The organism is Streptomyces sp. NPDC090022 (assembly GCF_044748145.1).
Lineage (GTDB): Bacteria > Actinomycetota > Actinomycetes > Streptomycetales > Streptomycetaceae > Streptomyces.
Window position 1 is genome coordinate 48101 of record NZ_JBIVFN010000008.1, and the last position, 20186, is coordinate 68286.

Sequence of the window (20186 nt, forward strand, 5' to 3'; positions counted from 1 at the left end):
GGGGTGCCCTTCGTGAGGTCCTACTGTGCGGTCCTTCGAGCGTACGGCGCGGCCAGGAGGGCGCGAAGTGTACGTTTCCTCCATACAGACCTGCTCGCATGTCCGGAGTATCCATGGACGAATCCCGCATACGGGATGTTCCGGCCCCCGCCGGGAGCCCGGCCTCGCCGGTGCCGCCCGTGCCGCTGGGGGCGCTGCTCGCCGACCGGGAGCTGGGGCTGCGGCACCTGGCGGGGCCCGCCGAGGCGGCGGTGCACGGGGTGCACGCCTCGGAGATGGCCGATCCGGCGCCGTACCTGCTCGGCGGGGAGCTGCTCCTGACGGCCGGGGCCGCTGACGCGGCGGGGGCGCACTCCGAGGCCGCCGAGGGCCTCGCCGCGGCCGGCGGGTACGACCGGTACGCGGCCCGGCTCGCGGCGGCGGGGGCCGCCGCGCTCGGCTTCGGCGTGGCGCCGCTGCACGCGGAGGTCCCGCCGGCGCTGGCCGAGGCGTGCGCGCGGCACGGGCTGCCGCTGCTGGAGGTCCCGCCGCGCACCCCGTTCACCGCGGTCGCCCGGGCCGTGTGGCGGCTGATGGCCGAGGCCCGGACCCGCGAGCTGCGCCGGGTGACCGAGGCCCAGCAGGCCCTCGCCGCCGCGGCGGCCCGCCCCGACCCCGTCCCGGCGGTGCTGTCGCGGCTCGCCGCCGGCCTCGGCGGGTACGTCGTGCTGTGGCCGGACGGCCGCACGGCGGGCGGCCCTCCGCCGGCCGCGGCGGGGGCCCGGGAGGCACTGGACGCGCTGCTGGCCCGGGTGGGGCGGCCCGGCGGCCCGGCCACCGCCACGGACCAGGCGGGCGGCTGGCACCTGGCGGCCCACGCCCTGGGCCGGCACGCGGACCGGCAGGCCGCCCTGGGGACCGCCGCCCCGGTCCGGACCCCGGGGGACCACACGATCGCCTCGGTCGCGGCGGTCCTGCTGACGCTGCTCACCGCCGAGCGGCCGGCCGGGGAGCAGGCCGCGGCGCTGACCCGGCTGCTGCTGGGCGGCTCTCCCGCCGCGGCGCTGGGCGGCCCGGGCCCCTGGTATGCCGTCCACGCCCGCGGCGGCACGGACCCGCGGGGCCTGGCCGCCGCGCTGGGCACCGTACTGGCCGATCCGGACGGGCCGGCCGTACGGCTCCTCACCGACCGGGATCCGGCCCCGCAGCCCGGGTGGCGGCTCGGGGTCAGCGCCCCGGCCGCGCCGGACGCCCTGGCCGTGGCCGACGCGCAGGCGCACCGCGCCCTGGCCCGCGCCGAGGCGGCCCGTACGGCCCTGGCCCGGCACACCGAGCCGGGCCTGGCGGGCCTGGTCGGCGAGGCCGAGGCCCGCGCCCACGCCGAGGCCCTGCTCGGGCCGCTCTCCCCCGCCCTGAGGGAAACCCTGCGCGCCTGGCTGGCCCACCACGGCAGCTGGGACCGCACGGCCGCGGCGCTGGGGGTCCACCGGAACACGGTCCGTCAGCGGATCGCCCGCGCCGCGGCGCTCCTGGACCGAGACCTCGACGACACCGACGTGAGGATGGAGCTGTGGTTCGCCCTCAGGGCCCTGTAACTGATCGTTTCAGAATGGGTTGGGCTGGGCTTCTTGCGCTTGGCGATGAACCTGGTGGTGCAGCATCTGCCTGGCGGCGGTGTTCGGGGTGTCCATCCCTCTCTCGTTCCTGCCTGTGGGCTCCGGCGCGCACTTGTGCCGGCTCACGGCACGGGTGGTGCTTGCCACGGCCCGCCGGATCGAGCACCGCGCGCTCGTCCGGTAACCGACCGTCTCGACGGTGTCGGCCGGCGGACACGGCTCTGCGGCGCTCGCAAGGCGCACCCTTCCGGTCCCACCAGGGACAATGGCGGGGAACGCACACTTCCTCGTCAGAAAGTCCGGCATGAACGACTCCGCCTTCAACATTCGCGAATGGGGCGAGGAGATGGCACCGCTGGCCGTCGCATTCGCCGACGGCTTCGAGGAGGTGCATTCGTATACGCCGGGCGAGTACAGGGTGGAGACCGTCACGGCGCAGGACGGCGCCCGGGCCGTCGCGCTGCTCGCCGGGGAAGGCGTCACCGGTGCGCTCCTGGAGTACTACGCGACACTCGGCGCCGTCGAGCTGCCGGACCTGCACATCGGCATCTGGATCGCCGACGCCGAGCGGGTCGCCGAGGGCATCCTCGCCGGCGCCCTCATGCCGGTGACCGGAGCGGTCGACGACACGGTGACGGTGTTCGCCACCGACGGCGGCGGGAACCTGTACGCGGTCAGCCCCTCCACCGGATCCGTCTGCCACCTCATCGGAGGGGCCTGGGACGGCACCAGCCTCGACGTGAGCGAGACCGGCTACCGCGTCGTCGCCCCTGACCTGTGGGCCTTCCTCGACCAACTCCGCCAGGACCTCCGGCAGGCCCTCGCGGAACGGCCGGCCCTGAAGGCAAAGGTGACGTGCTGCGACAACAGCGAAAGCCATGTCGTCAGCGACGCCTGGTCACCGGAGTACCTCCGCTGAGAGCTCCGCCGGCCGCACCGGTCGAATCAGAGGGACTTTCGAAGGCGCCGGAGGCAGATGATGCCGCAGGCGAGGTGGAGCAGGCCCTGGTGGAGGTCGGCGCGTTGCTCGTAGCGGGTGCGCAGGCGCTTGAACTGGCGGAGCCAGGCGAAGGCGCGCTCCGCGACCCAGCGCACTTTGCCGAGGCCGGAGCCGTGGGCGTGGCCGCGTCGGGCGATCATCGGCTTGATGCCGCGCTTCCAGAGTAGGCGGCGGTACTTGGCGAAGTCGTAGCCCCGGTCGGCGTACAGGCGCCGGGGCCTGTGCCGCGGGTGTCCTCGCAGTCCGCGGATTGGCGGTATCGCGTCCAGTAGGGGCAGCAGCTGGGTGATGTCATGTCCGTTGCCGCCGGTGAGCGTCACGGCGAACGGAGTGCCCCAACGGTCCACGATCACATGGTGCTTGGAGCCCGGGCGAGCGCGGTCGACGGGCGAGGGGCCGACATGATGGCCCCCTTTGAGGGCCCGGACGTGCGAGCCGTCCACGGCACAGGCGTCCAGGTCCAGCAGGTCCGCGCGGCGCAGTTCGGTCAGCAGCGCGGTGTGCAGGCGGGGCCAGACGCCGGCCTCGGTCCAGCCCCGCAGCCGGCGCCAGGCCGTCACGCCGGAGCAGCCCACGGCCTGCGCGGGGACATCGCGCCAGGCGACACCGGTCCGCAGCACGGAGACGATGTCAGCCAGGGCCGCCCGGTCCGGAACCCGCAGCCGCCCGGGGTGGCGGTGACGCCGTCGGGGAGCGGGCGGCAGCAATGGAGCCACCCGCTCCCACAGACCATCCGGAACAAGATCTACACGCACCCGGACAGCCTGCCGACCAAGATCGCCAAGCACGGGCGGGTCGTGGGAGGTGAAGACGAGCTGTGCACCCTTGGGGTTGGCCTGGGGTCGTGGACCCGCCGCCGGGGCGCAGGCCCCGGCGCGTCCTGGCCCGCGCCGAGGCGGCCCGTACCCCGCTCGCCCGCCACACGGATTGCGGCGTCACGGGTCTCGTCGGCGCGGCGGGGGCCCGCGCCGGCCCCCTCCCTCTCCCCCGCCCGCCGGCGCGCCTGGCTGGCCCACCCACTGCAGCCGGGACCGCACGGCGGCGGCGCACCGGGTCGGGTCCCGTACCGGCCGGTCGCCGGTACGGGGATAAGAAGCGCGGGTCCCGGAAAGGACGCGCCACGCCCGCGCGGCTCAGCGGTTGAAGGCGGGGAACGCGAAGCGCTGGGCTATCTTCAGGCCGTCGCCCTTGGCGTCGGTGCTGTTGACCGAGTAGACGAGGGTCCTGGACAGGTCGCGGGTGGCGGCGACGACCGTGTGGTAGCCGGGGCGGGCACCGGTCTTGCCCCAGATCTCCTTGCCGTTCACCTCCAGGCGCTGCAGGCCCGCGCCGCGCGTGGCGCCCGGGACGTCGGGGACCGTGAACATCTCCTGGAGCTGCGGTCCGGGGACGATCCGGCCGCGGAAGAGGGCGACGAGGAAGTGTTCGAGGTCGCGGGTCGTGGAGATCATGTCGCCGGCGGCGAAGCGGTCGGACATGTTCCATTCGGTGACGTCGACGGTCTTGCCGCCGATCAACTGGTAGCCGCGGTTGTGGGGGCCGTGGATGCGCGGATCGGTGCCCCGCGGGAAGGAGGTGCCGGTCATGCCGACGGGGCGGAAGATCCGTACCTCGGCCTGGTGGGCGTACGTGTCGCCGGTGACCTTCTCGATCAGCATGCCCAGGATCGTGTAGTTGATGTTGTTGTAGTCCTGCTGCGTGCCCGGGGCGAAGGCCGGGCCCTTGGCCACCCCCGCGGCGACCGACTGCTCGGGCGTGATCGTCTCGAAGCGGTGCGGGAACTCCTCCTCCACGGTGTCGCCGAAGGTGAGCCCGCCCTGGATGCCGCTGGTGAAGTTGAGCAGGTTCCGGACGGTGACCGGCTCGGTGAACGAGGCCGGGAGCAGGCCGGGAAGGTAGGCGCCGACGGGGGCGTTCAGGTCGACCTTCCCCTCGGCGGCGAGCTGGAGGACGAGGGCGGACGTGACCATCTTGGTGGTCGAGCCGGCCCGGAAGCGGGCGTCGGACAGGGCCGGGGCAGCGGTCCGCAGGTCGCGTACGCCTGCGCTGCCCGTCCAGCGGCCCTCCCCGCCGACCCGGATCAGCGCGGCGGTCGCGTCCTGGTCCGGCAGCCCGGCGATGGCGGCGCGCAGCGCGGCGACGTCGGGCCCGCGCCGGGCGTCGACGACCGCCCCGGCAGCGGAACCGGCAACGGCACCGGCACCGGCACCGGCGACGGTCGCGGCCGGCGCGGGTCCGGTCGCGGCCAGCGCGGTGGCGGTCATGGGCCCTGCCGTCAGGCCGAGCAGGAGGACGGCGGCCAGGGCGGTACGGGTACGGCGGTTCACGGGCGGCTCCCGGTGATCGGTACGCGGAGTTCGACGATCCGGCGACAATGGCGCGGTCGTCGTGGACACCTTCCATCGTGGTGATCACCGAAGGCCTGCGGATCCTCCGCGCAGACGACCCGCGCGGGCCCCGTCCCCTGGGGGTCGCCCGGCCCCGGCTCTCAGGGGTTCCCCTGACCTCCGACTCTGGACAGTGGCCATAACTCGCCGGTAACTTGTATATGAGCAAGCGCTTAGACATGGGCGGCGGAGCGCCGCGACCGAAGGGAGTCCGGCCGTGCGCCGTACCGTTTTCAACGAGGACCACGAGGCGTTCCGCGAGACGATCCGCGCCTTCATCGAGGCCGAGGTCGTCCCCGTCTACGACGAGTGGTTCGCCGCCGGCCAGGCGCCGCGCGACTTCTACCACCAGCTCGGCGAGCTGGGCGTCTTCGGCATCAACGTCCCCGAGGAGTTCGGCGGCGCGGGCCTGGACACCCACAAGTTCGAGGCCGTCCTCTACGAGGAGACCTCCCGCGCGGGCGTGAACTTCGGCGGCTCCGGCGTGCACGTGCTGCTCGCCCTGCCCTACATCAAGATGCTCGCCACCGATGAGCAGAAGAAGCGTTTCCTCCCGAAGTTCGTCTCCGGCGAGGAGATGTGGGCGCTGGCGATGACCGAGCCGGGCACCGGCTCCGACGTCGCGGGCATGAAGACCACCGCCAAGCTCTCCGAGGACGGCACGCACTACGTCCTCAACGGCGCCAAGACCTTCATCACCGGCGGTGTGCACGCCGACCGCGTCATCGTCTGCGCCCGCACCTCGGCCCCGAGCGAGGACGACCGCCGCTTCGGCATCTCCCTGTTCGCCGTGGACACCAAGTCCGAGGGCTACTCCATCGGCCGCAAGCTCGACAAGCTGGGCCTGAAGACCTCCGACACCGCCGAGCTGGCGTTCGTCGACGTCAAGGTCCCCGTCGAGGACCTGCTCGGCGAGGAGGGCAAGGGCTTCTACTACCTCGGCCACAACCTGGCCTCCGAGCGCTGGGGCATCGCCTTCGGCGCGTACGCCCAGGCCGCCGCCGCCGTCCGCTTCGCGCAGCAGTACGTGACGGAGCGCACCGTCTTCGGCAAGCCGGTCGCCCACTTCCAGAACACCAAGTTCGAGCTGGCCGCCTGCCAGGCCGAGGTGGACGCCGCCCAGGCCGTCGCCGACCGCGCCCTGGAGGCCCTGGACGCCGGCGAGCTGACCCCGGCCGAGGCCGCCTCCGCGAAGCTGTTCTGCACCGAGGTCGCCCACCGCGTCATCGACCGCTGCCTCCAGCTGCACGGCGGCTACGGCTACATGAACGAGTACCCGATCGCCCGCCTGTACGCCGACAACCGCGTCAACCGCATCTACGGCGGCACCAGCGAGATCATGAAGTCGATCATCGCCAAGTCGATGGGGCTGTAAGTCGCCTTGAGCGAGGCACTCACCGATCTCCTCGATCTGCTCGACCTGGAGCAGATCGAGGAGAACATCTTCCGCGGCACCAGCAGGACCTCCCTGGTGCCGCGCGTGTTCGGCGGGCAGGTCGCAGCGCAGGCCATGGTCGCGGCCGGCCGGACCGTACCCGCCGACCGCACGGCGCACTCGCTGCACTCGTACTTCCTGCGGGCCGGTGACCCCGGCGCGCCGATCGTCTACTCGGTCGACCGGATCCGCGACGGGCGGTCCTTCACCACCCGCCGGGTCGTCGCCGTGCAGCACGGACAGCCGATCTTCCACCTCTCGGCGTCGTTCCAGACGTACGAGGAGGGGCTGGACCACCAGGCGTCCATGCCGCCGGCCCCGAACCCGGAGACCCTGCCGACGGCCGCCAAGTCGCTCCCGCACTACCGGGACATCTTCCGCGACCCGGGCACGGTCGAGCGGCTCATCGACGCGCGCGGCGCGGTGGACCTGCGCTACGCCACGACGCCGCCGTGGGGCAGCGTCGGCGAACCCCTTCCGCCGCGCTCGCAGGTGTGGTTCCGTACGGCGGGCAAGCTCGCCGACGACCCGATGCTGCACATCTGCCTGGCCACGTACGTGTCCGACATGACGCTGCTCGACGCGGTGCTGCTCGCGCACGGGCGCGGCGGCTGGGCGGTCGGGGACGTGGTCGGCGCCTCCCTGGACCACGCGATGTGGTTCCACCGCCCGTTCCGGGCCGACGAATGGCTGCTGTACGACCAGGAGTCACCCTCGGCCCACGGCGGCCGGGGGCTCGGCCAGGCCCGTATCTGGACCCAGGACGGCCGGCTGGCCGTGACCGTCATCCAGGAGGGCGTGGTGCGCGTCCCGCGCGCCTGACGCCCGACCCGTCCCCTCAGTCCCCTCAGCTCCCTCAGTCCCACCAGAAGCCCCAGTACCCGGAACCGGCGACGGCCTCGTCCGCGTACGCCCGCACGCTGCCGCAGCCCTGCCACACGTTGTCGGGGCAGAAGGCGAAGTGCTCGGCGGCGACCGGGAGCGCCCCGGCCGTCGTCCGGGGCGGGGCCGCCACCGACACGTGGAGTTCGTCGAAGCCGAGGGCGACGACGCGGGCGCCGAAGCGGTCCTCCCAGGACCGCAGGACGGTGCTGATCAGGGCCGTGTCGGCGACATGGTTCACCGGCCCGCGCCAGCCCATCGCGGTGGGTACGTCGGCGCCCCGGCCGGCGGGTATCAGCGCCAGCCGGGGGCTCGGCAGGGCGCCGTCGCGGATCAGCTCGTCGGCCAGGGCGAGCGCCGCCCCGTCCGGGTCCTCCTCCCCCGCGACCCCGTGCTCCGCGAGCCCGGGCCAGTCGCGGCCGAAGGGGGCTATGAGCCCCGCGCCGTCGGGCCCCTCGCCCTCCTCGGGGTCGGGCACGACCCCGGCCCACCACGTGCGCAGGACCGGCTCGACATGGTGGTCGCCGGGATCGGACATCGCGGCGGGGCTCAGCTCGTCGCGGGTCCACCAGCCCTCCAGGCCGCGCCGCTCCTGGAACAGCACCGCCTGGAGGCCGGCGGCCGCCAGGGCGGGGCTGCGGGCGGCGGCGAGCGCGCCGACACCCACGGGCGCGTCGGACACCCACAGCAGCGGCTCGCGGCGCCCGCGCGGCCACCGCCGACCGCCGGGGCGCGCCACGAGCGTGCCCGGCGGCAACTCCAGGTCCAGGGACCGGCCGTGCGGGTCGTCGGCCAGGACCGACAGCGGGTTCTGTTCCTTCGGCGGATTCGTCACGCCTTCGACGCTAACGGCCGCCACTGACAACGCCCGTGCGCCGCACGGACCGTGGCGACCGGGGCGGCGGGGCGGCGGGGCACCCCGGAAACCCGGGCGGCTACTGCCCGGGCTTCGCCTTGAGCTTGGCCCAGACCGCCTCCAGCGCGGCTATGTCCGCGTCGTCGAGACGGTCGTCGAACACCTCGGCCAGGGCCTCGCGGCGGGTGGCGTCGGCCTCGGCGAAGGCACGGCGGCCCGCCTCGGTGAGGGCGATCCCCACGGACCGGGCGTCCGTCGGGGAGGGGACCCGCTCGACCAGGCCGCGGGCCCGCAGGGCGTCGGCGACCCGGGAGACCTGGCTGCGGCTGAGCAGGGTCCTGGCACCCAGCTCGGAGGGGGCGACCGGCTCACGCCGGACGCTCAGCCACAGCATCACCTCGAACCACGACAACGGCAGGTCGTGGCGGCGCGTGAGGGCCTGGTCGACGCGTGCGGTGAGCGTGGTGCCGGCCCAGACCAGTCCGTAGAAGGCGTGATCGCGCGGGGTGAGGCCGTCCAGGTTGAGTTCGTCGTGCGCCATGACACGAGGATACCGGGTTGCGTGCACACGCACACAAAGTTAATGTGTGTGTGCACGCACAAATCTAAGGAGCCTTCCATGACCACCCCCAGCACCGGGACCACCAAGACCGTCCTCATCACCGGCACCTCCTCCGGCATCGGCCTGGCCGCCGCGGTCGCCGCCGCCGGGGCGGGCTGGCTGGCCGTCGCCACCATGCGCGACACCGGCCGGGCCGACGCCCTCCTCAAGGCCGCCGAGGAGGCCGGGGTCCGCGACCTCGTGCAGGTCAAACAGCTGGACGTGACCGACGCGGACTCCGTCGCCGCCTGCGTGGCCGAGGTCGTCGCCGAACACGGCCACCTCGACGCGGTCGTGAACAACGCGGGCGCCGGCTTCGTCGGCACCATCGAGCAGCACGGCATGGAGAAGCTGCGGGAGGTCATGGAGGTCAACTTCTTCGGCGTCGCCGAACTCACCCGGGCCGTTCTCCCCCACCTGCGCGCCTCGGGCGGCCGGGTCATCACCGTGACCAGCGTCGGCGGCGTGGTCGGCCAGCCGTTCAACGAGTCCTACTGCGCGGCGAAGTTCGCCGTCGAGGGCTTCATGGAGGCCCTGGCCCCGGTCGCCGCGTCCGCGGGCGTCCAGGTGGCCGTCGTCGAACCGGGCGCCGTCTCCAGCGAGTTCGTGAACAACATCGAACTCGACGTACCGGCCCTGCTCACCGCGGCCGGGCCGTACGCCCCGGCACTCCGGGGCTACATCGACCACGCCATGCGGTCGTTCGGCAGCGACACCGCGCAGACCCCGCAGGAGGCCGCGGCGCCGGTCGTCGAGGCGCTGACCGCCGAGACGATGCCGTTCCGGATCCAGACCTCCGACTGGGCCCGCGACTTCGTGGGCCGCAAGCTCACGGACCTGGACGGCTCGGCCGTACAGACCGAGACGACCGCCTGGCTCGGCTAAGCGGCGGCTAAGCGGCGGCTAAGCGGCCTGTATCGAAAGTGGATCTCGGGCGTGCGAGGATCCTGGTTCATGGACCCGGCGGCAGCTGATCGACGGCATACGGTGGCGGACCCGGACCGGAACGCCATGGCGGGACGCTCCGGAGCGGTACGGGCCCTGGGGCCGGGCGTACGACCTGTTCCGCCGCTGGCAGCGGGACAGCGCCCTGGCCGCGGATCTTCACCGAACTGCAGGACCTGGCCGACGCCAGGGGCCTGATCACCTGGGACCTCGACGTCGACTCCACTGGCTGCCGGGCACACCAGCCCGCCGCCGCGGGGCGAGGGAAAGGGGGACCTGCAACAGCGGCCCATGTCGATCGTGGTCACGGCCGGGCAGTGCGGGGACCCCCACAGTTCGAGCCCGTCCTGGAGAAGGTCCGCGTGCCCCGCATCGGGCCGGGCAGGCCCCGCACACGGCCCGATCGCGTGCGCGCCGACAACGCGAGGACCGTCAGCGGTGGCCCAGCACGTTGACCACCCGGCCGTTGGGGTCACGGACGAGGAACCGGCGCACCCCCCACTCCTCGTCCTGCAGGGGGTGAACGATCTCCGCGCCGCTCTCCCGCATGGCCGCGTAGGCCGCGTCCACGTCATCCACTTCGACGCTCATGTCGGGCGTGACAGGTGCGGTCTTGTCACTGACCATGAAGCTGATCTGCGCTGTCGGACTGGACGGGGACGCGAGCGTCATGATCCAGCCGTGGTTCATGACCTCCTCGAATCCGAGCAGGCCGTAGAACTCCCGGCTCTCCTGCGCAGCCTCCGACTGGACATTGGGTACGACACGGCGAACGGCCATCGGTAACTCCAAGGTGACAACAGACCGGCATTGAGGCTCTCCAGGAGTACAACGCCACACCGGCCGCCGTACAGACCGAGACGACCGCCCGGCTCGGCCAGTGCCGCGCGGCGGACCACGGCCAGGGCCCCCGGGCCGCCGGCGCCGTGCCGGAGGCCCGCGGGCGGGCCTACAGCAGGCCGGCCGCCGACAGCAGGTACGCCACCATCGGGTCGTAGAAGCGCGGGTCGCGCACGTGGTCGTCCAGCGGGACCGCGACCTGGAGGGTGCCCTCCACCTCACCGATGAACAGGGCGGGGTCGTTGCAGTCGGCGTAGCCGACGGCGTCCAGCCCCCGCTGGGCCGCGCAGCCCGCCCACCCGTGGTCGGCGACGACCAGATCGGGCTGGGAGCGGTTCTCGGCGGCCAGGCCGTCGAGGATCGCGGCCATCGGCTCCGGCGAGTGCGTGTGCCACAGCGTCGCGCCCCGCTCCTGGACGGCGACGTCGGCGACCTGCCACACCGAGCCCTCGTCCGCGGTCAGGCCGCGCGGGATCACCACGATCTCGCAGCCGGCGGCCCGCAGCGCGGCCGCGGTCGCGCGGTGGACATCCAGGAGCCCACCCGGGTGACCCGTGGCGAACAGCACGCTCTGCTGGTCCAGCGCGGCCTTGCGCAGGCGCGCCGCCATCCGCTCCAGACCGTCGGCCGTGAGCTCCGGGTCGATGGTGTCCTGGCCGAAGCGGTGGGCGGGGTCGTCCACGACGCCGACCCGCTCGGCCATGACCGCGAGGACGTCCTGCTCGTCCGTCCAGCGGTCGCCGAGCTCCAGGCCGAGCCAGTAGTGGCGGTCGCCGTTCGCGAGCTTGCGGTAGTGGGAGAGGTTGTTCTCCCTGGGCGTGGCGACCTGCCCCGCGATCCGGGTGCGGACCAGGTGGTCGACGAGTTCGGCGCGGCTGGGTACGGACGTCTCAATCGGCTCTATCGGCATGATGCACATTCTGCCGTCGCCGCGCCCGGGGCGCGGCCTGCCGTCCCATCAACCGGACAGCGCGGCAAAGGCTCCGTGCGCCAGCCGGCGCAGCAGCGACTCCGTCGCCGCCCGCCCCAGCGACCCCAGGTGCGGGGTCGAGTTCAGCAGGCCGAAGACCGCGTGCACCGCGACCCGGGTCTCCGCCTCCGGCACCTCGGGATGCAGCTCCCGTACGACCTCCACCCACAGCTCGACGTACTGCCGCTGGAGCTGGCGCACCAGTTTGCGGTCGGCTTCGCGCAGCCGGTCCAGCTCGCGGTCGTGCACGGTGATCAGCGCCCGGTCGTCGAGCGCGAAGTCGATGTGGCCGTCGATCAGGGAGGACAGGACGGCCGCCGGGCCGCCCGTGGCCTCGGCCACGCGGCGCCGGCCGCCGGTCAGCAGCCGCTCGCTGATGCCGACCAGCAGCTCGGCCAGCATCGCGTCCTTCCCCGCGAAGTGCCGGTACAGGCCGGGGCCGCTGATGCCCACCGCGGCCCCTATCTCGTCCACGCCCACACCGTGGAATCCGCGCTCGGCGAAGAGGCGGGCAGCCTCGCCGAGGATCTGCTCGCGACGGGTGGGGGCGGCCGCTGAAGTGCTCATGGGAATCCATTCTAGACAGGGCCGTTAGCGGTCGTTAACCTGGCCGTGTACGCGTTAACGCTCATTAACCGAGCAAGGGAGCTCGAGCGATGCAGCAGGCACCAGTGCTTCACAGCGCCGCCGATCCGGCGTCCGAGGCCTGGCGGACCAACGAGGCCGCCCACCAGGAGCTCGCGGAGGGCCTGCGTGCCCGGCTCGCGGCGGCCCGCGAGGGGGGCGGGGAGAAGGCCCGCGCCCGCCACACGGCCCGCGGGAAGCTGCTCCCCCGCGACCGTGTCGACACCCTCCTCGACCCCGGCTCGCCCTTCCTGGAGCTGGCCCCGCTGGCCGCCGAGGGCATGTACGGGGGCGCCGCCCCGGCGGCCGGCGTGATCGCCGGCATCGGGCGGGTCAGCGGCCGCGAGTGCGTGGTCGTCGCGAACGACGCCACCGTCAAGGGCGGCACCTACTACCCGATGACGGTCAAGAAGCACCTGCGCGCCCAGGAGGTCGCGCTGGAGAACCGGCTCCCCTGCCTCTACCTCGTCGACTCCGGCGGCGCCTTCCTGCCCCTGCAGGACGAGGTCTTCCCCGACCGCGAGCACTTCGGCCGCATCTTCTACAACCAGGCCCGGATGTCCGGCGCCGGCATCCCGCAGATCGCCGCCGTGCTCGGCTCCTGCACCGCGGGCGGCGCGTACGTGCCGGCGATGAGCGACGAGGCCGTCATCGTCCGCGGCCAGGGCACGATCTTCCTGGGCGGACCGCCGCTGGTGAAGGCCGCCACCGGCGAGGTCGTCACGGCCGAGGAGCTCGGCGGCGGCGAGGTCCACTCCCGGACCTCCGGCGTGACCGACCACCTCGCGGAGGACGACGCGCACGCGCTGCGGATCGTACGGAACATCGTGGCGACCCTGCCCGCGCGCGGGGCGCTGCCCTGGAAGGTCGAGGCGCCCGAGGAGCCGAAGGTGGACCCGTACGGGCTCTACGGCGCCGTCCCGGTCGACTCGCGCACCCCCTACGACGCCCGCGAGATCATCGCGCGGCTCGTGGACGGCTCCCGCTTCCAGGAGTTCAAGTCCGAGTTCGGCACGACGCTGGTCACCGGGTTCGCTCGGATCCACGGCCACCCGGTCGGCATCGTCGCCAACAACGGCATCCTCTTCTCCGAGTCCGCCCAGAAGGGCGCGCACTTCATCGAACTGTGCGACCAGCGCGGCATCCCCCTCCTCTTCCTCCAGAACATCTCCGGCTTCATGGTCGGCCGCGACTACGAGGCGGGCGGCATCGCCAAGCACGGCGCGAAGATGGTCACGGCCGTGGCCTGCACCCGGGTCCCGAAGCTGACCGTGGTCGTCGGCGGCTCCTACGGCGCGGGCAACTACTCGATGTGCGGGCGGGCGTACTCGCCCCGCTTCCTGTGGATGTGGCCCAACGCCAAGATCTCCGTGATGGGCGGCGAACAGGCCGCCTCCGTGCTGGCCACGGTCAAGCGCGACCAGATCGAAGGCGCCGGGCAGGAGTGGGCGGCCGAAGAGGAGGACGCCTTCAAGGCGCCGATCCGGGCGCAGTACGAGGAGCAGGGCAACGCGTACTACGCCACCGCCCGGCTGTGGGACGACGGGGTCATCGACCCGCTGGAGACCCGGCAGGTGGTGGGGCTCGCCCTGACCGCGTGCGCCAACGCCCCGCTGGGTGAGCCCGGCTTCGGCATCTTCCGAATGTGACGTGTGACGTGAGGACCTCTTCGATGTTCACGACTGTTCTGGTCGCCAACCGAGGCGAGATCGCGGTCCGCGTCATCCGCACGCTGCGGGCGCTGGGCGTGCGGTCGGTGGCCGTCTTCAGCGACGCGGACGCCGACGCCCGGCACGTACGGGAGGCCGACACGGCCGTCCGGATCGGCCCGGCGGCGGCCGCCGAGAGCTACCTGTCGGTGCCCAAGCTGATCGACGCGGCCCGGCGTACGGGAGCGCAGGCGGTCCACCCGGGCTACGGCTTCCTGGCGGAGAACGCGGCCTTCGCGGCCGCCTGCGCCGAGGCCGGGCTGGCCTTCATCGGGCCGCCCGCCTCCGCGATCTCCCTGATGGGGGACAAGATCCGCGCCAAGGAGACGGTGAAGGCGGCGGGCGTGCCCGTGGTGCCCGGCTCCTCGGGCAGCGGCCTGACGGACGCGCAACTGGTCGCGGCCGCCGAGGAGATCGGCATGCCGGTGCTGCTGAAGCCCTCGGCGGGCGGCGGCGGCAAGGGCATGCGGCTGGTACGCGACGCCGGCCTGCTGGCGGACGAGATCGCGGCGGCGCGCCGCGAGGCCCGCTCCTCGTTCGGCGACGACACGCTGCTGGTGGAGCGGTGGATCGACCGGCCGCGCCACATCGAGATCCAGGTGCTCGCCGACGCCCACGGCAACGTGGTCCACCTGGGCGAGCGCGAGTGCTCGCTGCAGCGCCGCCACCAGAAGGTCGTCGAGGAGGCGCCGAGCGTCCTGCTGGACGAGAAGACGCGCGCGGCGATGGGCGCGGCGGCGGTGGACGCGGCCCGCTCGTGCGGGTACGTCGGCGCGGGCACGGTGGAGTTCATCGTCCCGGGCGGGGACCCGTCCTCGTACTACTTCATGGAGATGAACACCCGCCTCCAGGTCGAGCACCCGGTGACGGAGCTGATCACCGGGCTGGACCTGGTGGAGCAGCAGCTGTGGGTGGCGGCGGGCGAGTCCCTCGGCTTCTCCCAGGACGACGTCACGCTCACCGGGCACGCGATCGAGGCCCGTGTCTGCGCGGAGGACCCGGCCCGCGGGTTCCTGCCGTCCGGCGGTACGGTCCTGGCCCTGTCCGAGCCGGACGGCGGCCCGGTGCGCACCGACTCGGGCCTGACGGCGGGTGTGCCGGTGGGGTCGACGTACGACCCGATGCTGTCGAAGGTCATCGTCCACGGGCCGGACCGGGCCACCGCGCTGCGGATGCTGCGGGCGGCGCTGGCCGACACGGTGATCCTGGGCGTCCAGACCAACGCCGGGTTCCTGCGGCGGCTGCTGGCCCACCCGGACGTGGTCTCCGGTGACCTCGACACCGGTCTGGTCGAGCGTGACCTGGACGGACTGCTGCCGGAGGGGGTGCCGCCGGAGGTGTACGCCACCGCCGCGCTGCTGGCCGACCGGGGGCTGCGCGGCCACCGGGGCTCCGCCCCGGACCCCGGTCCTCGAACGCCGGACGGGCCGAACACGTGGGTCGATCCCTTCGACGCCGGCGACGGCTGGCGCCTGGGCGGCGTACCCGCCTGGACGGTCCACCACGTACGCCTCCCGGGCCGGGACCCGGTCGAGCTCCGGACCCGGACACCCGGTGCGGACACCGAACTGCTCCTGGCGGACGGCGCCGACCATGCTGCCCCGCCGGCCCGTGGCCGGATCGTCGCGTTCACCCCGGACGCGGTCACCGTCGAACTCGGCGGTGTCACGCACCGCTTCGCCCACGCCGCCTCCCCTGAGGGGGTCTGGCTCGGCCGGGACGGCGACAGCTGGCACGTCCAGCGGCACGACCCCGTCACCGCCAAGGGCGCGGCCGGCGGCGGCGCCGACACGCTCGCCGCCCCCATGCCGGGCACCGTCACCGTCGTGAAGGTCGCCGTCGGCGACCGGGTGAGCGCCGGTCAGAGCCTGCTCGTCGTCGAGGCGATGAAGATGGAACACGTCATCTCCGCCCCGCACGCCGGCACCGTCAGCGAGCTCGACGTGACCCCCGGTACGACCGTCGCCATGGACCAGGTGCTGGCCGTGGTCACCCCGGACGAGGACGAGGAGGGCGCATGACCGGCCTGCCCATGACCGTGCCCGCCCCCGAGCTGCCGGCCCGGGTCCGGATCCACGAGGTCGGCGCCCGCGACGGCCTCCAGAACGAGAAGTCGGTCGTCCCCGTCGAGGTGAAGGCCGAGTTCATCCACCGGCTGGCCGCCGCCGGGCTGACCACCATCGAGGCGACCAGCTTCGTGCACCCCAAGTGGGTCCCGCAGCTCGCCGACGCCGAGCAGCTGCTGCCGCTCCTGGCCGACGTACGGGCGGACCTGCCGGTGCTCGTGCCCAACGAGCGGGGTCTGGAGCGGGCGCTGGCGCAGGGGGTGACCCGGATCGCCGTCTTCGGCTCCGCCACCGAGACCTTCGCCGCCCGCAACCTCAACCGTACGGTCGACGAGTCCCTGGCGATGTTCGAGCCGGTGGTCGCCCGCGCCCGGCAGGAGAAGGCCCACGTGCGCGGCTACCTGTCGATGTGCTTCGGCGACCCCTGGGAGGGCCCGGTCCCGGTCCACCAGGTGGTCCGGGTCGCCAAGGCGCTGATCGACCTCGGCTGCGACGAACTGAGCCTGGGCGACACCATCGGCGTCGCCACTCCCGGGCACGTCCAGGAGCTGCTGAGCAGCCTCAACGAGCACGGCGTGGGCACCGACCGGATCGGGGTGCACTTCCACGACACCTACGGCCAGGCCCTGTCCAACACCCTGGCCGCCCTCCAGCACGGCGTCACCACCGTCGACGCCTCCGCCGGCGGCCTCGGCGGCTGCCCGTACGCCAAGAGCGCCACCGGGAACCTCGCCACCGAGGACCTGGTGTGGATGCTCGACGGCCTCGGCATCGAGACCGGGGTCGACCTGGCCGCCCTCACCGCCACGAGCGTGTGGATGGCCGAGCGGCTGGGCCGTCCCAGCCCGTCCCGTACCGTCCGCGCCCTCTCCCACAAGGAGTAAGAGACCCATGTCCCTCGACCACCGGCTCACCCCTGAGCACGAGGAACTCCGTCGCACCGTCGAGGAGTTCGCGCACGACGTCGTCGCTCCGAAGATCGGCGACTTCTACGAGCGGCACGAGTTCCCGTACGAGATCGTCCGCGAGATGGGCCGCATGGGCCTGTTCGGCCTGCCGTTCCCGGAGGAGTACGGCGGCATGGGCGGCGACTACCTCGCCCTCGGCATCGCCCTGGAGGAGCTCGCCCGGGTCGACTCCTCGGTCGCCATCACCCTGGAGGCCGGCGTCTCGCTGGGCGCGATGCCGATCTACCGCTTCGGTTCCGAGGAGCAGAAGCGGCAGTGGCTGCCGAAGATGTGCTCCGGCGAGGTGCTGGGCGCGTTCGGCCTGACCGAGCCGGGCGCGGGCTCCGACGCCGGCGGGACCCGCACCACCGCCGTCAAGGACGGCGACGAGTGGGTGATCAACGGCTCGAAGTGCTTCATCACCAACTCCGGTACGGACATCACCGGGCTGGTCACGGTCACGGCCGTGACGGGCCGCACCGAGGACGGCCGGCCGCTGATCTCCTCGATCATCGTGCCGTCGGGCACCCCCGGCTTCGCGGTGGCCGCCCCGTACTCCAAGGTCGGCTGGAACGCCTCGGACACCCGCGAGCTGTCCTTCGACGGCGTACGGGTCCCGCTGGCGAACCTGGTGGGCGAGGAGGGCCGCGGCTACGCGCAGTTCCTGCGGATCCTGGACGAGGGCCGGATCGCCATCTCCGCGCTCGCCACGGGCCTGGCGCAGGGCTGTGTGGACGAGTCGGTGAAGTACGCCAGGGAGCGGCACGCCTTCGGCCGCCCGATCGGCGACAACCAGGCCGTCCAGTTCAAGCTGGCCGACATGGAGATGCGCGCGCACATGGCCCGCATCGGCTGGCGCGACGCGGCCTCCCGGCTGGTCCTCGGTGAGCCGTTCAAGAAGGAGGCGGCGATCGCGAAGCTGTACTCCTCGACGGTGGCCGTGGACAACGCCCGCGAGGCCACGCAGATCCACGGCGGGTACGGGTTCATGAACGAGTACCCGGTGGCCCGGATGTGGCGCGATTCCAAGATCCTGGAGATCGGCGAGGGCACCAGCGAGGTGCAGCGCATGCTGATCGCCCGCGAGCTGGGCTTCGCCGGCTAGGCGGACGGGGCACGGTCCGGGCGCCGGGGTGCACCATCCGGCGCCCGGATGGCCGGATTTCGCCGGTCTGCGTGCGGCCGGGGGCGGTCGGCGAGCGGTCGGTGCGAGGAGTCGATGCGAGGGGGCCCGAAAAAACTTAGGGCCCCCTTATCGTTTTCGGCCAAGGTTAGGCTAACCTTCCCTCCGAACGGCCCAGTGGCCGCCCGGCACGCACGAAAACGGACACCGACATGCCCAAGTCCCGCAGTTCCCTCCTCACCCGCCGCGGTCTGATCGCGGCCGGCGGCGCCCTCGGCCTCGTCGCGACGCTCACCGCCTGCGGTGGCTCCGACAAGAAGGCCGACGCGGACGCCAAGGACAAGGGCGCGGCGGCCTCGGGCCCCTGGACGTTCAAGGACGACCTGGGCAAGGACATCAGCCTGAAGGCCAAGCCGAAGAACATCGTCGCGTTCACCGGCACCGCCGCCGCGCTGTACGACTACGGCGTGCCGGTCAAGGGCGTGTTCGGCCCGACCAAGGCGGCCGACGGCAAGCCCGACGTCCAGGCCGGCTCGATGGACATCTCCAAGGTCGAGATCCTCGGCAACGTCTACGACGAGTTCAACGTCGAGAAGTACGCCGCCCTCCAGCCCGAGCTGCTCGTCACCAACACCTGGGACGGCTCGTACTGGTACGTTCCCGAGGCCTCCAAGGACAAGATCCTGAAGCTGGCCCCGGCCGCCGCCATCTCCACCGGCGGCGACGCGACCCTCGACAAGTCCCTGCAGCGCACCGCCGAGCTCGCGCAGGCCCTGGGCGCCGACATGAACGCCAAGTCCACCGTGGACGCCAAGGCCCGCTTCGAGGCCGCCGCCGCCAAGGTCCGCGAGGCCACCAAGGCGAACCCGGGCATCAAGGTGCTCGTCGGCTCCGGCTCGGACCAGCTGTTCTACGTCTCCACCCCGAAGACCTCGGCCGACCTGAAGTACTTCGAGACCCTGGGCGTCGAGTTCGTCACCCCGGAGCAGGACAAGCTGGACGCCGGCGGCTTCTTCGAGAGCCTCAGCTGGGAGAACGCCGGCAAGTACAAGGCCGACCTCGTCCTCCTCGACAACCGCACCGGCACCCTGCAGCCGGAGCAGCTGAAGGCCAAGCCCACCTGGGCCGAGCTGCCCGCCGTCAAGGCCGGCCAGGTCACCCCGCGCGTGACCGAGCCGATCTACTCGTACGCCAAGTGCGCCCAGATCCTGGAGGACCTCGCCAAGGCCATCCAGAACGCCAAGAAGGTCGGCTGACCGCTCCAAACCGCACTCGGGGGAACTCACCGCATGACCGTCTCCGCATCCGACGCCCCGGCCGTCGCCCACTTCCGCTTCTTCGAGCTGGAGGTGCTCCGCACCCGGCGCCTGGGCCACTCCTTCCTGCGGGTCACGTTCGGCGGTGAGTCCCTCGCGGACTTCCGCTCGGGCGGCTACGACCAGAGCCTCTCGCTCTTCCTCCCGCTGCCCCACCAGGAGCACACCGTCCTGCCGTCCACGGACGAGGACACGTGGTTCGCCGCCTGGCGCGGCGTCCCGGACGAGGAGCGCCCGGTGATGCGCTCGTACACCGTGCGCGAGCAGCGCCGTATCCCCGACGGCACCGACGGCAGCGTCGAGGTCGACATCGACTTCGTCCTGCACGGCGACGCGTCGCCCGCCTCCGCTTGGGCGGGGCGGGCCTCGGCCGGCCACCGCATCATGGCGATCGGCCCGGCCGTCGCCGAGAACAAGTCCGTCCGGTTCCAGCCGCCCGCCGGGACCGACGCGCTCGTGATGTACGCCGACGAGACCGCGCTGCCGGCGGCGGCGGCGATCCTGGAGCGGCTGGACGCCGGCCTTCCGGTCACGGCCTTCTTCGAGGTCCCGCACGCGGACGACCGGCTGGAGCTCGCCACCCGCGCGGACGCCGACATCACCTGGATCGTGCGCGAGGGCTCCGGCCCCGGGCGCACCGAACAGGTCCTGGCCGCCCTGCGCGGGGCGGCCTTCCCGGACGCGGGCACGCCGTACGGCTGGATCGCCGGCGAGGCCGGCACCGTCCGCGCGGTGCGCCGCCACGTCGTGCAGGAACGTCACTTCGACCGGCGCGCGGTGCGTTTCACCGGTTACTGGCGCCTCGGCGCGAGCGAGGAACAGCTGTTGGCGGAGGCCTACGCGGGCCAGGCACCCAGCGAGGATCCCAACTCCGCGCTGTAGAGGTATCT

Annotated in this window: 19 protein-coding genes; 12 read left to right on the forward strand and 7 right to left on the reverse strand. The window is 72.9% G+C overall.

From position 1 onward, the window contains the following. Positions 1 to 113: 113 nt before the first annotated feature. On the forward strand, positions 114 to 1574 hold the full coding sequence (locus ACIPXB_RS17355; RefSeq protein WP_401450318.1) for a helix-turn-helix domain-containing protein: 1461 nt from the start codon (positions 114 to 116) through the stop codon (positions 1572 to 1574). Between the two features lie 325 nt (positions 1575 to 1899). Beyond that, on the forward strand, positions 1900 to 2514 hold the full coding sequence (locus ACIPXB_RS17360; RefSeq protein WP_401450321.1) for a hypothetical protein: 615 nt from the start codon (positions 1900 to 1902) through the stop codon (positions 2512 to 2514). Positions 2515 to 2540: 26 nt separating this feature from the next. Here the strand turns inward: ACIPXB_RS17360 and ACIPXB_RS17365 are convergent, their stop codons facing one another. Further along, the gene (locus ACIPXB_RS17365) at positions 2541 to 3350 is read right to left on the reverse strand and encodes an IS5 family transposase (RefSeq protein ID WP_401450323.1); all 810 of its coding nucleotides are present in this window, start codon (positions 3348 to 3350) and stop codon (positions 2541 to 2543) included. 378 nt (positions 3351 to 3728) lie between these two features. After that, on the reverse strand, positions 3729 to 4922 hold the full coding sequence (locus tag ACIPXB_RS17370; protein ID WP_401450326.1) for a serine hydrolase domain-containing protein: 1194 nt from the start codon (positions 4920 to 4922) through the stop codon (positions 3729 to 3731). Between the two features lie 277 nt (positions 4923 to 5199). Here ACIPXB_RS17370 and ACIPXB_RS17375 point away from each other — a divergent pair, with 277 nt between their 5' ends. Continuing rightward, positions 5200 to 6357 carry an acyl-CoA dehydrogenase family protein gene (locus ACIPXB_RS17375; RefSeq protein WP_401450329.1) on the forward strand — a complete coding sequence of 386 codons (1158 nt, stop codon included), beginning with the start codon at positions 5200 to 5202 and terminating at the stop codon, positions 6355 to 6357. Between the two features lie 6 nt (positions 6358 to 6363). Continuing rightward, complete coding sequence (locus tag ACIPXB_RS17380; RefSeq protein WP_401450331.1) at positions 6364 to 7239, forward strand: acyl-CoA thioesterase; 876 nt, start codon at positions 6364 to 6366, stop codon at positions 7237 to 7239. Positions 7240 to 7273: 34 nt separating this feature from the next. On the opposite strand, the gene ACIPXB_RS17385 is transcribed toward ACIPXB_RS17380, so the two are convergent. Together ACIPXB_RS17385 and ACIPXB_RS17390 are read right to left on the reverse strand one after the other, a co-directional pair. Then, positions 7274 to 8134 (reverse strand): DUF4253 domain-containing protein, encoded by an 861-nt coding sequence (locus ACIPXB_RS17385; RefSeq protein WP_401450334.1) that lies wholly within the window; start codon positions 8132 to 8134, stop codon positions 7274 to 7276. Between the two features lie 100 nt (positions 8135 to 8234). Beyond that, complete coding sequence (locus ACIPXB_RS17390) at positions 8235 to 8696, reverse strand: MarR family winged helix-turn-helix transcriptional regulator (protein WP_401450337.1); 462 nt, start codon at positions 8694 to 8696, stop codon at positions 8235 to 8237. A 78-nt stretch (positions 8697 to 8774) separates the two neighbouring features. Between ACIPXB_RS17390 and ACIPXB_RS17395 the strand changes: the two genes are divergently transcribed. Together ACIPXB_RS17395 and ACIPXB_RS17400 are read left to right on the forward strand one after the other, a co-directional pair. Continuing rightward, positions 8775 to 9641, forward strand: a complete 867-nt coding sequence (locus ACIPXB_RS17395; protein WP_401450340.1) for an SDR family NAD(P)-dependent oxidoreductase — start codon at positions 8775 to 8777, stop codon at positions 9639 to 9641. A 97-nt stretch (positions 9642 to 9738) separates the two neighbouring features. Then, a complete protein-coding gene (locus tag ACIPXB_RS17400; protein ID WP_401450787.1) occupies positions 9739 to 10224 on the forward strand; it encodes a transposase in 486 nt (161 codons plus the stop codon). On the opposite strand, the gene ACIPXB_RS17405 is transcribed toward ACIPXB_RS17400, so the two are convergent. From ACIPXB_RS17405 to ACIPXB_RS17415, 3 genes are all read right to left on the reverse strand, one after another. Continuing rightward, complete coding sequence (locus tag ACIPXB_RS17405) at positions 10134 to 10481, reverse strand: VOC family protein (protein ID WP_401450343.1); 348 nt, start codon at positions 10479 to 10481, stop codon at positions 10134 to 10136. The two genes, ACIPXB_RS17400 and ACIPXB_RS17405, sit on opposite strands and share 91 nt — an antisense overlap. A 169-nt stretch (positions 10482 to 10650) precedes the next feature. Next, positions 10651 to 11451: a phosphatase gene (locus tag ACIPXB_RS17410; protein WP_401450346.1), complete on the reverse strand. Its 801-nt coding sequence runs from the start codon at positions 11449 to 11451 to the stop codon at positions 10651 to 10653. 48 nt (positions 11452 to 11499) lie between these two features. After that, positions 11500 to 12078: a TetR/AcrR family transcriptional regulator gene (locus ACIPXB_RS17415; RefSeq protein ID WP_401450349.1), complete on the reverse strand. Its 579-nt coding sequence runs from the start codon at positions 12076 to 12078 to the stop codon at positions 11500 to 11502. An 89-nt stretch (positions 12079 to 12167) separates the two neighbouring features. Between ACIPXB_RS17415 and ACIPXB_RS17420 the strand changes: the two genes are divergently transcribed. From ACIPXB_RS17420 to ACIPXB_RS17445, 6 genes are all read left to right on the forward strand, one after another. Continuing rightward, entirely contained in the window at positions 12168 to 13784 is a 1617-nt protein-coding gene (locus ACIPXB_RS17420; protein ID WP_401450352.1) for a carboxyl transferase domain-containing protein, read from the forward strand. A gap of 23 nt (positions 13785 to 13807) precedes the next feature. Next, on the forward strand, positions 13808 to 15865 hold the full coding sequence (locus ACIPXB_RS17425; RefSeq protein WP_401450355.1) for an acetyl/propionyl/methylcrotonyl-CoA carboxylase subunit alpha: 2058 nt from the start codon (positions 13808 to 13810) through the stop codon (positions 15863 to 15865). After that, positions 15862 to 16794, forward strand: a complete 933-nt coding sequence (locus ACIPXB_RS17430; protein WP_401450358.1) for a hydroxymethylglutaryl-CoA lyase — start codon at positions 15862 to 15864, stop codon at positions 16792 to 16794. The genes ACIPXB_RS17425 and ACIPXB_RS17430 overlap by 4 nt, the downstream gene beginning before the upstream one ends. 7 nt (positions 16795 to 16801) lie before the next feature. After that, the gene (locus ACIPXB_RS17435; protein WP_401450360.1) at positions 16802 to 17962 is read left to right on the forward strand and encodes an acyl-CoA dehydrogenase family protein; all 1161 of its coding nucleotides are present in this window, start codon (positions 16802 to 16804) and stop codon (positions 17960 to 17962) included. A 230-nt stretch (positions 17963 to 18192) separates the two neighbouring features. Beyond that, on the forward strand, positions 18193 to 19236 hold the full coding sequence (locus ACIPXB_RS17440; RefSeq protein ID WP_401450363.1) for an ABC transporter substrate-binding protein: 1044 nt from the start codon (positions 18193 to 18195) through the stop codon (positions 19234 to 19236). 33 nt (positions 19237 to 19269) lie between these two features. Next, positions 19270 to 20178: a siderophore-interacting protein gene (locus ACIPXB_RS17445; RefSeq protein ID WP_401450366.1), complete on the forward strand. Its 909-nt coding sequence runs from the start codon at positions 19270 to 19272 to the stop codon at positions 20176 to 20178. Positions 20179 to 20186: the final 8 nt, after the last annotated feature.